General features: G+C 45.2%; 11 protein-coding genes. 6 read left to right on the top strand and 5 right to left on the bottom strand.

Annotation, left to right across the window (positions count from 1 at the left end; genetic code table 11):
* The first annotated feature begins 5 nt into the window (after positions 1-5).
* From AC5O63_RS18340 to rlmM, 6 genes are all read left to right on the top strand, one after another.
* Complete coding sequence (locus AC5O63_RS18340) at positions 6-947, top strand: flagellar motor protein MotB (protein WP_494505853.1); 942 nt, start codon at positions 6-8, stop codon at positions 945-947.
* 141 nt (positions 948-1,088) lie between these two features.
* Positions 1,089-2,537, top strand: coding sequence for a tRNA uracil 4-sulfurtransferase ThiI (gene thiI, locus AC5O63_RS18335; protein WP_004744532.1), 1,449 nt, complete (start codon positions 1,089-1,091; stop codon positions 2,535-2,537).
* Positions 2,538-2,913: 376 nt separating this feature from the next.
* Positions 2,914-3,822: a transcriptional regulator GcvA gene (locus AC5O63_RS18330; protein WP_494505852.1), complete on the top strand. Its 909-nt coding sequence runs from the start codon at positions 2,914-2,916 to the stop codon at positions 3,820-3,822.
* Positions 3,815-4,441, top strand: a complete 627-nt coding sequence (locus AC5O63_RS18325; RefSeq protein WP_494505851.1) for an alpha/beta family hydrolase — start codon at positions 3,815-3,817, stop codon at positions 4,439-4,441. The genes AC5O63_RS18330 and AC5O63_RS18325 overlap by 8 nt, the downstream gene beginning before the upstream one ends.
* Entirely contained in the window at positions 4,431-4,829 is a 399-nt protein-coding gene (locus tag AC5O63_RS18320) for a DUF423 domain-containing protein (RefSeq protein WP_494505850.1), read from the top strand. Before AC5O63_RS18325 ends, AC5O63_RS18320 begins: the two co-directional genes overlap by 11 nt.
* A complete protein-coding gene (rlmM, locus tag AC5O63_RS18315) occupies positions 4,826-5,917 on the top strand; it encodes a 23S rRNA (cytidine(2498)-2'-O)-methyltransferase RlmM (protein WP_494505849.1) in 1,092 nt (363 codons plus the stop codon). Before AC5O63_RS18320 ends, rlmM begins: the two co-directional genes overlap by 4 nt.
* Before the next feature lie 34 nt (positions 5,918-5,951).
* Here rlmM and AC5O63_RS18310 read toward each other — a convergent pair whose 3' ends face one another.
* From AC5O63_RS18310 to AC5O63_RS18290, 5 genes are all read right to left on the bottom strand, one after another.
* The gene (locus AC5O63_RS18310; protein ID WP_494505848.1) at positions 5,952-6,701 is read right to left on the bottom strand and encodes a DNA/RNA non-specific endonuclease; all 750 of its coding nucleotides are present in this window, start codon (positions 6,699-6,701) and stop codon (positions 5,952-5,954) included.
* Positions 6,702-6,893: 192 nt separating this feature from the next.
* Positions 6,894-7,679 (bottom strand): flap endonuclease Xni, encoded by a 786-nt coding sequence (gene xni / locus AC5O63_RS18305; protein ID WP_494505847.1) that lies wholly within the window; start codon positions 7,677-7,679, stop codon positions 6,894-6,896.
* An 80-nt stretch (positions 7,680-7,759) separates the two neighbouring features.
* Positions 7,760-9,124: a nucleotide 5'-monophosphate nucleosidase PpnN gene (ppnN, locus tag AC5O63_RS18300; protein WP_494505846.1), complete on the bottom strand. Its 1,365-nt coding sequence runs from the start codon at positions 9,122-9,124 to the stop codon at positions 7,760-7,762.
* Between the two features lie 200 nt (positions 9,125-9,324).
* A complete protein-coding gene (locus tag AC5O63_RS18295) occupies positions 9,325-10,890 on the bottom strand; it encodes a GGDEF domain-containing protein (RefSeq protein ID WP_494505845.1) in 1,566 nt (521 codons plus the stop codon).
* A gap of 100 nt (positions 10,891-10,990) precedes the next feature.
* A complete protein-coding gene (locus AC5O63_RS18290) occupies positions 10,991-13,261 on the bottom strand; it encodes a tetratricopeptide repeat protein (RefSeq protein WP_494505844.1) in 2,271 nt (756 codons plus the stop codon).
* Positions 13,262-13,263: the final 2 nt, after the last annotated feature.

Below are 13,263 nucleotides of genomic sequence, written 5' to 3'. Positions count from 1 at the left end.
CTGATATGGAAGAAGAAGAACCAAAATGTCCGCCACCCGGCCTCCCGCTGTGGATGGGGACTTTTGCTGACTTAATGTCGCTCTTGATGTGTTTCTTCGTACTACTGCTCTCGTTCTCTGAAATGGATGTACTGAAGTTTAAACAGATCGCGGGTTCAATGAAGTTCGCTTTTGGTGTGCAAAACCGATTGGAAGTGAAAGACATTCCTAAAGGAACCAGCATTATTGCTCAAGAATTTAGGCCGGGTCGACCTGAGCCGACGCCTATCGACGTTATCATGCAGCAAACCATAGATATTACTCAGCAGACTCTAGAATTCCATGAAGGAGAGTCAGACAGAGCCGGTGGTACGCAGCGTGATGAGGGCAAATTGACGGGCGGGCAATCGCCGGATACCTCGACGCAAAATAATCAAAACTCTGAGTCAGACAATGAACAGCAGCAATCGGCTGAGATGTCACAAGAGCTTGAAACCTTAATGGAGAGTATCAAGAAGGCCCTAGAACGAGAGATAGAACAAGGTGCGATTGAAGTAGAAAACCTCGGTCAGCAGATTGATATCCGTATTCGTGAGAAAGGCGCATTTCCTGAAGGGTCGGCATTCTTGCAACCTAAGTTCCGCCCACTGGTTCGACAGATTGCCGATCTAGTGAAGGATATACCGGGAATCATTCGAGTATCAGGGCATACTGACAATCAACGCATTGACTCTGAACTTTACCGCTCCAATTGGGATTTATCGGCACAGCGAGCGGTTTCTGTCGCTCAGGAGATGGAGAAGGTCCGCGGCTTTGACCATCAGCGTCTTCGCGTCAGAGGCATGGCAGATACAGAGCCACTTGGCCCCAACGATACTGAAGCGCAGCGTTCTCGTAACCGCCGGGTTGAGATCAGTATAATGCAAGGGGAAGCGCTGTTAAGCGACGAAGTCCCAGTCATTCAATAAAAGATAAAAAGACGAGCACAAACGCTCGTCTTTTTTATGGTCTTTGCTTCATGTATAATCTTGCGCCCTTAGAGGCAGCACATCGCTGCTAGGCTCAATAGAGCGTGAAAATAGCGAAACAGTTAACTTGTGAAGTGAATTATGAAATTTATCGTAAAGCCCCATCCAGAAATTTTTGTAAAAAGTGAGTCTGTGCGTAAGCGCTTCACAAAGATTCTTGAATGCAACATTCGTAACGTAATCAAGAGTCGTACAGAGTCTGTTGCTGTTTTCAACCGTCGTGACCACATTGAAGTAACGGCAGAAACGGATGAATTCCACAAAGAGACAATCGAAGTATTGACTCATACGCCGGGTATCCACCACGTACTTGAAGTACAACAGTCAGAATTTAAAGACTTACACGATATCTTCGAGCAAGTACTGGAACTTAACCGTCCTAACCTTGAAGGCAAAACGTTTGTTGTTCGTGCCAAGCGTCGTGGTAAGCATGATTTCACTTCTATTGAACTAGAGCGTTACGTAGGTGGCGGTCTTAACCAAGCGATCGAAAGCGCGAGCGTAAAACTGCGTAACCCAGATGTGACGGTTAAAGTGGAAGTAGTTAACGAGAAGCTTAACCAAGTTATCAAACGTTACAAAGGTCTAGGTGGTTTCCCTCTTGGTACACAAGAAGATGTTTTGAGCCTGATCTCTGGCGGTTTTGACTCTGGCGTATCAAGCTATCTGCACATCAAACGTGGTTCAAAAGTCCATTACTGCTTCTTTAACCTCGGTGGCCCTGCGCACGAAATTGGTGTCAAACAGGTTTCTCACTATCTGTGGAACAAGTACGGTTCATCTGCAAAAGTGCGTTTCATCTCGGTAGACTTTGAACCAGTAGTGGCCGAAATTCTAGAGAAAGTCGATGACGGTCAAATGGGCGTTATCCTTAAGCGTATGTTTATGCGTGCTGCGGGTATGGTCGCTGAGAAGTTCAAGATTGAAGCGCTAGTGACTGGTGAAGCATTAGGTCAGGTATCAAGCCAAACCCTAACGAACCTGCGTCATATCGACAATGTGACAGATACATTGATTCTTCGTCCGCTTATCAACTGGGATAAAGAAGACATCATCAATCTAGCTCGTGACATCGGTACTGAAGATTTCGCTAAGACCATGCCGGAATATTGTGGCGTAATTTCTAAGAAGCCAACGGTTAAAGCGGTTAAAGCGAAACTGGACACTGAAGAAGAAAAGTTCGACTTTGATATTCTAGAGCAGGTTGTTCGTGACGCGCGTGTCATGGACATTCGTGATATTGCCAAAGAAACCGAGCAAGCTGCGCCAGAAGTTGAGCAAGTTCAAGCGGTGGAAGAGCACGCGATCGTACTCGATATCCGTAGCCCTGAAGAAGAAGACGACAATCCACTTGAGATTGATGGCGTTGAAGTGAAACACATCCCATTCTTCAAGCTAGGCACTCAGTTCGGTGATTTAGACCAATCTAAATCTTACCTGCTTTACTGTGACCGTGGCGTGATGAGTCGTCTACAAGCTCTTTATCTTCAAGAGCAAGGCTTTAACAACGTTAAGGTTTACCGCCCGTAGCGAGCACTCCATATAGTACTAAAAGCGCAAATCGTTGATTCGGTTTGCGCTTTTTAGTTTGTAGCGAGTGGAATTTGGCGCATAAAAAAACACCGCCATCGAGGCGGTGCTAAATATTTGACAGACAGGTCAAAATAAATACAGGAAGTATATGTTTCGTTTCCTATGGAAACAAAACTGGTAGAAACCTACCGAACTCGAAATACGAGTTTGCAAACACAACATCGCAACAAAAGGTCAATTGATTTAAAGCATAAATCAAGCCGTTCTGACTTCTTGCTGCGGGGTGAAATATAGAATTTCTCTGGTCGTCAGGCAACGGACATTTTATAATGTTTCAGATAAAAAAAACTAATCCAATTTATAGAAGGTCACTATGTCCAGAAGATTGCCTCCTTTGAACTCATTAAAAGTGTTCGAAGCCGCGGCTCGACATCTGAGTTTTACTCGCGCAGCCGAAGAGTTGTTTGTGACTCAAGCTGCCGTCAGTCATCAGATTAAGGCGCTAGAAGAATTCCTTGGCTTAAAGTTATTCAGACGAAGAAACCGCTCGTTACTGCTTACAGAAGAAGGTCAAAGTTACTTTCTTGATATAAAAGATATTTTCACATCGTTAGCAGAAGCTACTGATAAAGTACTCGAGCGCAGTGAGAAAGGGGCATTAACCATCAGTTTACCGCCAAGCTTTGCGATTCAATGGTTAGTCCCTAGATTAGCGGATTTTAATCAACAAGAGCCTGATATTGATGTTCGAATTAAAGCGGTCGATATGGACGAAGGCTCGTTGACCGATGACGTCGACGTGGCGATTTATTATGGTCGCGGTAATTGGCCAGGTTTGCGAGCGGACAAACTGTATCAAGAATTTTTGATCCCACTCTGTTCACCTTCATTACTTTTAGGTAACAAACCATTAGAAACTCTAAGTGACTTGAAGCAACATACCTTACTTCATGACACCTCTCGCAAAGATTGGAAACAGTTTGCTAAGCAAAATGGCATTGAAGGAGTTAACGTTAATCACGGGCCCATTTTTAGCCACTCAACTATGGTACTTCAAGCCGCTGCTCACGGTCAGGGGGTTGCACTTGGTAACAATGTTTTAGCTCAACCCGAGCTTGAAGCAGGCCGTCTGATCGCACCGTTTGATGAGGTCTTGGTGTCTAAAAATGCTTTCTATGTTGTTTGTCATGACAAACAGGCCGATATGGGGCGTATTGCTACTTTTCGTGATTGGATGTTAGCCAAAGCGCAAAGCGAGCAAGAGGAGCTTTTAGATGACTGATTACCTCATTGACGGTGACAAAGGCAGTCCGTTGTTTATTTTTGCTCACGGAGCTGGTGCTGGAATGGATCACACCTTTATGGAAGCAGTGGCAAAGGGCCTTGCTCAAAAAGGTATTCAGGTGGTGCGCTTTAATTTTCCTTATATGGTTAAGCGAGCTGAGGACGGTAAGAAACGTCCGCCAGATAGAGCACCTAAATTACTGGAAGCCTACCAAGCCGTTGTTGACCAGTACTGTCCAACAGGAGCGTTTATCATTGGTGGCAAATCAATGGGAGGGCGCATGGCAAGCCTTCTATCAGCTGACGATAAGGTTGCGGGAGTTGCTTGTTTAGGTTTTCCGTTCCATCCGCCCGGTAAACCCGAGAACTACAAAGGTGGTCACTTAGCAGAGATAGAAAAGCCTTGTCTCATCCTTCAAGGCGAGCGCGATACCTTTGGTAAGAAAGAAGAATTTGAACAGTTTGATCTCTCTAGTGCAATCAAGGTGGAATTTATTCCCGATGGCGACCATAGCTTCAAACCTCGTAAGAGTTCAGGGCATACCGAAGTTGGTAACATCGAACTGGCTATCGATCACTTAGCCAAGTTTATCCTAGAGGTGTCTGATGCGAAGTAGGTTCTGGTTAGCGTTGGGTGGTGTATTGTGCGGCCTTGGTGTTGCTTTGGGGGCGTTTGCTGCTCATGGTTTGAAGAAAATGCTCTCACCTTATCTGATTGAGGTTTTCTCTACGGGCGTGCAGTACCAATTCATTCATGGCATTGCTATTTTGCTTTGTGGCGTGTTACTTGGGTTAAAATTGCCGCTTAAGTCACAAAAATATTTCTCCCTTGCCGCGGTTTGCTTTATCATCGGCATCCTTTGTTTTAGCGGCAGCCTCTACGCGTTGGCATTAACAGGCATTAAATGGTTTGGTCCTATCACACCATTAGGTGGTTTAACGTTTATGCTTGGTTGGGGTTTGTTCGTATACGCAGCACTACAGGTTAAAGAGGTGAACCAGTGAAACAATTAATGCTCTACTGCCGCAGCGGCTTTGAAAAAGAGTGTGCCGGAGAGATTCAAGATCGTGCTACTCAGTTAGAAGTGTTTGGTTTCCCACGTCTTAAAAAAAACACTGGTTATGTGCTGTTTGAGTGTTACCAAGACGGTGATGCAGAAAAGCTTGTCAAAGAGCTGGATTTTAAATCGCTGATCTTTGCTCGCCAGATCTTTGCTGTCGCAGCTGAAATTCAAGAACTGCCACGTGAAGATCGTATCTCGCCGATTTTGCATGATTTAAGCTTCGTAGAGACCATGCCTCGTTGTGGTGATATTCGCGTTGAAACGCCAGATACCAACGAAGCGAAAGAGCTACTTAAGTTTTGTCGGAAGTTCACTGTGCCAATGCGCCAAGCTCTACGTGGCAAAGAGATTCTGTTCCCGAAAGACAGCCCTAAAAAGCCTGTGTTACATATTTGCTTTGTCGCTCCGACGCATTGCTTCATCGGTTATTCTTTACCTAGCAATAACTCGCAGTTCTTCATGGGTATCCCTCGTCTTAAGTTCCCAGCGGACGCACCGAGTCGTTCAACTCTGAAGCTAGAAGAAGCGTTTCACGTGTTTATTCCTCGTGAAGAGTGGGATGAACGCTTAGCCGCAGGTATGTGGGGCGTTGACTTAGGGGCGTGTCCAGGCGGTTGGACGTACCAACTAGTGAAGCGTTCGATGTTTGTCCACTCTGTCGATAACGGCATGATGGCTGATAGCCTAATGGAAACCGGGCAGGTTAAACACCACCAAGAAGATGGCTTTAAGTTTGAACCGGCACGTAAGAACGTAACTTGGCTAGTGTGTGACATGATCGAAAAGCCATCGCGCGTTGCTCAATTGATGGGCGAATGGATTATCAGTGGTTGGGCGAAAGAAGCGATTTTTAACCTTAAGCTGCCGATGAAAGGGCGTTACGACGAAGTGTTAGAAGATATCGAGAATTTAAAACTCTTCCTGATTGAAAATGGCGTGAAGTTTAAGCTTCAAGCTAAGCATCTGTACCATGATAGAGAAGAAATCACGGTACATGTTCAGTGTTTATCGAATATCTCACCGCGCTAAATTAAAAACGCTCCCTAGATAGGGAGCGTTTTTTTTAGTTGGACGTTGGCCACATTTCCCACAGCTGCGCTTCCATGCTCTCTTCAGTGCTGTTAGCAATAAGAGAAAAGAAGTCCAATCCTGTTTGCTGCTCAACCGCATCGATTGTAGTGACGAAGCTTGCAAGCTCACTGCTAGAGACATCTCTATGTGGAACAATGAAGGCTATGGCTTCATTGAAAGCAGGATCTAAGATTACCTTGTAAAAAGCGCTCGGTATGATGACATTGTTACCTATGGCGCTTTCGTTACCTTGATAGATAGGTCCAGTGACCACGTAGAGCTCGTTGTACTCGTTCGCAAGATCACGTACGTGCTCTTCCAGGATACGCCAACCTACACGGTTAAAACCCGGAAGCTGAGGAGACATATTGCTCATCAAAAAGCTCTGCTTCATAGAGTCTTGGCTAAAGTCCATTGTGGCAGATGGCGCTAGGTGTCCTCGATCATAGCCAGAGCCGCTGTAATCGGCTAGCGTGGAGCGAGCATAGTCGGGGAGCTCACTGTCTTCTTTGAAGCTATTACTGCGTTTATAGCTGGCGTTAACGCTTTCTGCGGTAATGTGGTAAGCCACCCAGTCGGCATTTTTGGTTTGATAGTTGTAGCCAACGGCATACCCATCCCGGCAAAGCAATTGATCAGGTTGCTCTGAAGGCAAGCCTACGTCTAAGTGCTTTCCACAGGTTTGCGCGAAAGTTGGTAGGGAAAAGACAACAGCAAGTGTTAGTAAAACAGTATTTTTCATTATTATGCTCCTTGTTATTGGAGCTATGAAAAATAGTCGATTGGCTTTGCGTTACTGTGATAGTGGTTGAATGTTAATCAATACTTGGTCCGGTATTGAGCAGTTAAATATTAAGCTTGTGAAAGTAACCGATTTCACAACAGATTCGATTAACATTGCTTTTCTAATCAGCTAGTTAATATGTTCTAGGCATTATTGAGTAGCTTCATTCTCACCATTAAAACGAATATCTTGCAGGTTAAAGCCGAGTTCCATATCGGTTTTGAGTGCTGCAATCGTCTTACATTTTCGCGCTGATTCAATATGCTCATCTAGTTTCTTACGATACTTAGTAGGGAGTTCTTCACTGGCGAACGCTTGTTCGATGTCGCTAAACTGGGTAAGGATTTCTTTGGCGGCCTTTGGTCCAACCCCTGGTACACCAGGTACCTGGCTTGAACTAATGCCTGTTAGCCCCCAATAATCGGCAAGCTGACTCGGCTTAACGCCAAATTCAGCTTCGATAAAAGGTTCGTCCAACCAGCGATGCTGAAAGTAGTCTCGGATTTGCAGAGTCGGAGAAAGGAGCTGACAGTAACCTTTATCCGTCGACACAATCGTGACTTTCTCGCCATGGTTAGCCACCTTAGTTGCTAGAGTAGCGACTAAGTCATCAGCTTCGTCTCCATCTGAAAGTAGCGAGTCTATCCCAAGCTTCCACCAAGCATCTTGAATTGACTCTAAGCCTTGTAACAAAGGCTCGGGCATAGGTTTTCGGTTTTGCTTGTACTCTGGCAAGATCTCCGCTCGCCAACCTCGTTCTTGAAGGTGATGATCGAACACGGCAATGATATGAGTTGGTTGTGACTCGGATAAAATACGATTCAGAGTGCGGGTTGTCGTATTGATGGTTCTTGCTATATCTGTGGGATCGGGTTGCGCGGAATGAACGCGTCGGATCAGGTTGAGAGCATCGATGATAACAAGATGAATAGACATACAAATCAAAAAAATAAGGGCTTAGAGCCCTTATTGTATAGATTGAGGTTGAGATTACCAGTCAGTACAGTAAACAGTACCTAGCCTGATGTCTTAATTTGGTAGCAAGGTTCGTAAGCGGTACCACCTGGTAACTTCATGCGGTCTTGCTCGACGAAATCTTTAAGTAGCTTATCCATTTTCTTCATCAAGCTTGCGTCTCCATCTAAGATGAATGGGCCGTGACGCTCGATTTCACGAATACCTTCTGCTTTGACATTACCGGCAACGATACCGGAGAACGCTTGACGCAGCGCTGCTGCAAGGTTCTCTGGACGCTGATTTAGGTGTAAGTCCAAGCTTGCCATATTATCGTGGGTTGGGTCGAAAGGTAGCTGGAATTCTGGCTCAATTTTTAATGACCAGTTAAAGCTATAGGCATCGCCGGTATCTTTACGGTACTGACGCACATCCGACATGCTCTGCTTCATGATCTGAGCGACTTTGGCTGGGTCGTCAACAACGATTTGGTAGTGTTTCTGCGCCTCTTCGCCAAGCGTATCACCAATAAAGCGGTCTATAGAGCGGAAGTACTCTTCGCTCTCTTTCGGGCCTGTCAGTACGATAGGTAGTGGCTGGTCGGTATTGTCAGGGTGCATCATAATACCAAGAATATAGAGAAGCTCTTCTGCTGTCCCTGCGCCGCCCGGAAAAATCACAATCCCGTGGGCCATACGTACAAAGGCTTCTAAACGCTTTTCGATGTCTGGCATGATGACCAGTTCATTGACGATAGGGTTTGGTGGCTCTGCGGCAATGATTGAAGGTTCGGTTAGGCCCAAATAACGCTGTTCATAGTAACGCTGCTTCGCGTGACCAATCGCTGCGCCTTTCATCGGGCCTTCCATCGCGCCCGGTCCACAGCCGGTACAAATGTTTAACTCGCGCAGACCAAGTTCGTTACCGACTTCTCGAGTGTATTGATATTCGGTGGGATTGATTGAGTGCCCACCCCAACATACCACTAGGTTCGGTTCGATACCCGGCGTCAGGGTGCCTGCATTGCGTAAGATGCCGAAAACAAGGTTAGTGATATGACTAGCGTTAGTCAGGTTAAGACGCTGATTATCAGCAAGGTGCATATTGACGTATACGATGTCACGCAAAACTGAGAATAGGTGTTCTTGAATCCCTTTGATGATCTCGCCATCGACAAAGGCGTGCTCTGGCGCATTGGTGAGTTCGAGCTTAATGCCACGCTCACGACGCACGACGTTGACATCAAAAGATTTGTATTTGTCGAGTAGTTCTTTAGAGTTATCGGTGTGGCTGCCGGAGTTAAGAACCGCGAGGGTACAGTTGCGGTAAAGTTGGTAAAGATCACTTGCAGCGGTTTTCTTAAGGCGCTCAACTTCAAGTTGAGAAAGTAGATCCATACTACCTGCTGGACTAATGTGTGTGATCATAGTGACCTCCTTGACGAAACAGCACTCGTAGAGAGTGAGATATCATTATTGTTATTGTCCATATACGTTGCCAATCTGCGAACAAATTAAGCAAACGTCTAATAAGCTTAGCAGCTTTTTACAGATAATAAACCTAACTAATTGATATCTATAGATCAATCACACTAATGAAACATCATGGTGGGTTTGTGAAGTGCCGTCTAGCGCCAAACGAGTTGGTTCTTACCGAGCGTTTTTGCTTCATTAAGGCACAAGTTGAGTCGCTCTAAGATCTCTTCGGGTGTATCCGAATCTTTGAATGCAGTACTTGCGGCGGAAAGGGTGATGGTTAAGTTTCGATCACGGAACTTAAATGGCAACTTAGATACCTGACCCTGAATCGCTTGAATCATATTGAAAGCGTTGCTGTCAGAGAGCTCTGGGAGCAACAACACGAATTCTTCACCAGAGAAGCGCGCCACGGTATCTGTATCGCGGATCTCTTTCTTAATTGTGCGAGCAATAATTTTCAGTGCCTTGTCACCTGCGGCATAACCAAAACTGTCATTGATCGCTTTAAAGCCATCGACATCGAGTATAACGACACGAAGAGTATGTTGTGCGCGTATCCAGCGGCGGTACTCTAACTCAAGGCGATCGCCAAATGCGGCTCGGTTATATACCTTGGTCAGTGGGTCAAGCAGCATACGTTGTGCTTGATCTTCTAAGCGGCGGCGATAGTCCTGAGTCACTTCATACAGTGCTTCTAGTTGGTTTTTGCCGTAATCCATGCGCTCAATCAAGGCTTGTTCACGTTGTTCGGCGTGTTTCAAGCGCTCAGTCAATGAGTTCAGTTGAGCCAGTAAAGGGTTCACCTGTTCTTTCAGCGAATCTAAACTTTCTGCATTGGACACTTTGGACTGCGTATCGGTGACGAGTTCAGACAACTCAGTGTTCATCTCTTGGCGATGAGCAAAATAGCTTTGGGATTGCTGTGAGTTTTGCTGTGAGCTTTTCAGTGACGACGAGAGCGAAGAGTTGATTTGTTCGAGAAACTGTTCTGAAGTTTTACGCTCATAATGGGTGCCATCAATAACCAACTTAAGCGTTTGTAGCGTTAACTCTAACAAAACGTGGCTGTTTACCCCAATCAGCAACTTAGCGCGAATGTCTGTTAGCAGCTCCCCAGACTCGCCTTCAAAATCAAGTTCAGTAATCAAATGCTGCAATTCTTCGGAAAGGCGAAGCAACAGCTCACGATCGGAACTAGCCGCGATTTGGTTAACGCTGTAGTCAGGGTTGGTTGTGATGATTTTTACGGAGCGCTCATAAAGGTTAAGCAGTCTTAGGGCTTGTTCTGCTCTTGGATGCTTAAGGCCATCGGAGTAACTGAGTAAATCGCGTAGGTCGCGTTTGATCTTCGGAGGCAGCCCAGTCAAGCGCAGTAGCGTTTCACCACTATGCTTAATTTGGGAATCCAAATGTTCAGTTTGTTGTTCCATAGCCAAGCCTTGTTGTTTTAGCAAACGCTCCAATACCGCCAGTTTTGGTATTAGTGAGCTGACGTCTTGCTGCTGCTCGATAGCTTGTTTCAGTTCCATGAGTCCCGCTTGTAGTCGCGGGTTTTCACATTTGTAAGCACTACTTAACGACGAGATGACACGCTGAAGTACCTTTTGTTCTCTATTAAATTTGAACGAGGTATCCCTTTGTGTCAATCGAACTTGTTCCAATTGAGATTTCAGGTTGTGCAGCTGTGACTGAAGATCTTGTTCGATTACGCCCATGAATAAACTTAAAAATAGAATCTACTTATATCTAGTGATCTGTCGATAATATCAAATAAATCACGGGCGTCACGACTTACAACGTTTGATTGATGCGCTTTTATTCATCTTTTAGCAGTTTTTTGATACCGTCCTCATTCTTGAAAGAAGAGTGAACTTTTATTAACCCCTGATTGATGGAATGCTTGCACGCCTTACGGATATTACCGGTGGCTAAACTTGCAGCAGGGGCGTTCTCAATCGCTTTCAAGTAGACCCACTGACTAGAGTGTTCTTTCATGCTCAGCGTTCTTGCCGTACTGGTTGACATTAGTAGCACATCAACTAGTTCCTTATCATTAACCGCAGTATACGCCCTTGGTAGGAAAGGGTAGTCCGCCATACCAATACGAATGATGCGGTTGAGTAAACGATCGGGTTCGAACTCAAGGATCCATTGTTGGATCTTTTCAAACAACTGTTCAGGGTCGGTATTACGTTCGCTGTTTGGTTCAATATACAGCAGGTTGGCATCAGAAAAATGATAAATTCTTGCTGGATGTTCTACGCGCTGTTTTAAATAATCACCAAAAGCACGTTCTAGCTTTAAGCCTTCTTGGTAACCATGTTGCAAATACATGTTGCGTAAAAATGGCACGTCAATCATTACAAAGCGCAGACGGTCGTTGAGTGGTTCATGGATCAACTCACCAACATGCCACTTCTCAAACTTATGACTGCTCTCCTCTAAAGAGGCAGGAAGTTTAGCATTAAGCATACGTAAGTTTTTTAACCCAGAGCGAGAATGGGTATAAAGATCTTCGTTAAGAACATCGAGCTCTTCTTTTTGCACATTGATCACGTGACCACGACGTAAAATGAAGATAAACAGCAACGCGGATAAGACAAACAAGGTGAAGGTTATCTTCTGGAATTTTCGATATTCGTTATGGGTTTCTTCTAACTCTTGTTGCTGGCCGCTTAAATGTAGAGTTTGTTCTACAAACTCTTTCTGTTGTCGGAAAGCATCTTCACTGATCAGATCTAACTCTTGCTGTTCAATCGTTGCTAGAGAGTTGTAGTGCTTAAGGTACTCTAAAGCCTTTTGATACTGGCCATTGAGTTCGTAGCCTAAATAGAGCATCTGATAAGAAGACTTCTGCATGCTGATATCTTGCAATTGCTGTGCTATCTCAAGCGCTTGATTCGCGCTTTCCAGTACCTTTTTAGGCTCTTGTTTATGGCGAGCTAATCCGGCTTCTAGTAGTAAAGCGTAGGCCTTTAACCTTGGAATATCTGCGTATTGGAGTAGCTCTTGCGCGCGTTCAAGATATTGTTCAGCCAAAGTATAATTGACTAAGTGTAAGTAGGTTGTCGCAAGCGAGATGCGAATATCGATCACGCTTTCAATGTTGTTTTGCAGCCGTTCATGATCCATTGCGTTGAAGTAGTGAACCAGTGCGAGATTGTATTTACCTTGGTAATAGTAAATATCGCCCATGCGCTTAAGCAGTGGCGCTAATGCAGGCGAGTTCTCATAGTTATCATAAAAATCAGCCGCTTGCGAAAAGTGGTCATTGGCTTTATCTAACACGCGGCGATCATAAAATAGCTGCCCCAGAATACGGTTAACTTCAGCAAGTTGACGCGCAGAGTCGGTTTCTATAGCCGTCCAGTAACTGATCAGTAACTCTGACAAGGCACGGTTGTACTTCTTGTTGGCAAGGAGTTGTTTACCCACTGTGGTGTGGTATTCAATTACGGTATGAATCGACTTTGAGCTGTCTACATACGGCTTTACTTCTGAATAGAGTTGGTCAGCGAGCTTTAGGTTACCTTCAGAAGAGGCAATCTCTGCTTTCAGCATTGTCATACGGTACTTTAGACCGCGAGCTAACTGCTGTGGATTATCAATGTGACTGAACTCTTCTTCTATCTGCGCCATTTTATCTCTGGCAGCTTCAGCGTCACCATTGATAAGCCAAGTTAGTCTGATCTCAACTAACTTTAGATCCAGCAGTAAATAAGGCAGCTTGTAAGTTATTGCTAAAGATTTTGCTTCTTTCAGAAAACTCAATGCTTCAAGCTGATTGCCTAAGTTAAACTCCGCTCTGGCGAGAATGCGCAACGCGTCAATTGTGCCGCCCGGGGTTCGAGTTCGGCTGTCTGCTTCATCGCGAGAGATGGCAGAAGGGCTTTTTTCAGTTTTGTCGGTCAAAGTACGCTGGGTTAGATAATCTGTGGCAAGTTGCTTGGCCTGTTTCGGAACAATGTTGACCAAACTGTTTGCCTCACTCAGGACGGCTGATGAGTACAGAGTGTTTGCCCAAAGTGGCGCAGAGAACAGAACCAATAACGCGCCAAGCAAGCGCTTCCAGCGTACATTTACCATTA

This window comes from Vibrio sp. SCP2 (assembly GCF_059295395.1).
Note: the sequence above shows the minus strand (reverse complement) of the source record. Positions and strands in the feature narration are given on the sequence as shown.

Excerpts from the sequence above, each read along its gene's own strand:
- AC5O63_RS18340 (WP_494505853.1), top strand. The coding sequence starts at position 6 with ATGGAAGAAGAAGAACCAAAATGTCCGCCACCCGGCCTCCCGCTGTGG.
- thiI (WP_004744532.1), top strand. The coding sequence starts at position 1,089 with ATGAAATTTATCGTAAAGCCCCATCCAGAAATTTTTGTAAAAAGTGAG.
- AC5O63_RS18330 (WP_494505852.1), top strand. The coding sequence starts at position 2,914 with ATGTCCAGAAGATTGCCTCCTTTGAACTCATTAAAAGTGTTCGAAGCC.
- AC5O63_RS18325 (WP_494505851.1), top strand. The coding sequence starts at position 3,815 with ATGACTGATTACCTCATTGACGGTGACAAAGGCAGTCCGTTGTTTATT.
- AC5O63_RS18320 (WP_494505850.1), top strand. The coding sequence starts at position 4,431 with ATGCGAAGTAGGTTCTGGTTAGCGTTGGGTGGTGTATTGTGCGGCCTT.
- AC5O63_RS18310 (WP_494505848.1), bottom strand. The coding sequence starts at position 6,701 with ATGAAAAATACTGTTTTACTAACACTTGCTGTTGTCTTTTCCCTACCA.
- xni (WP_494505847.1), bottom strand. The coding sequence starts at position 7,679 with ATGTCTATTCATCTTGTTATCATCGATGCTCTCAACCTGATCCGACGC.
- ppnN (WP_494505846.1), bottom strand. The coding sequence starts at position 9,124 with ATGATCACACACATTAGTCCAGCAGGTAGTATGGATCTACTTTCTCAA.
- AC5O63_RS18295 (WP_494505845.1), bottom strand. The coding sequence starts at position 10,890 with ATGGGCGTAATCGAACAAGATCTTCAGTCACAGCTGCACAACCTGAAA.
- AC5O63_RS18290 (WP_494505844.1), bottom strand. The coding sequence starts at position 13,261 with ATGGTAAATGTACGCTGGAAGCGCTTGCTTGGCGCGTTATTGGTTCTG.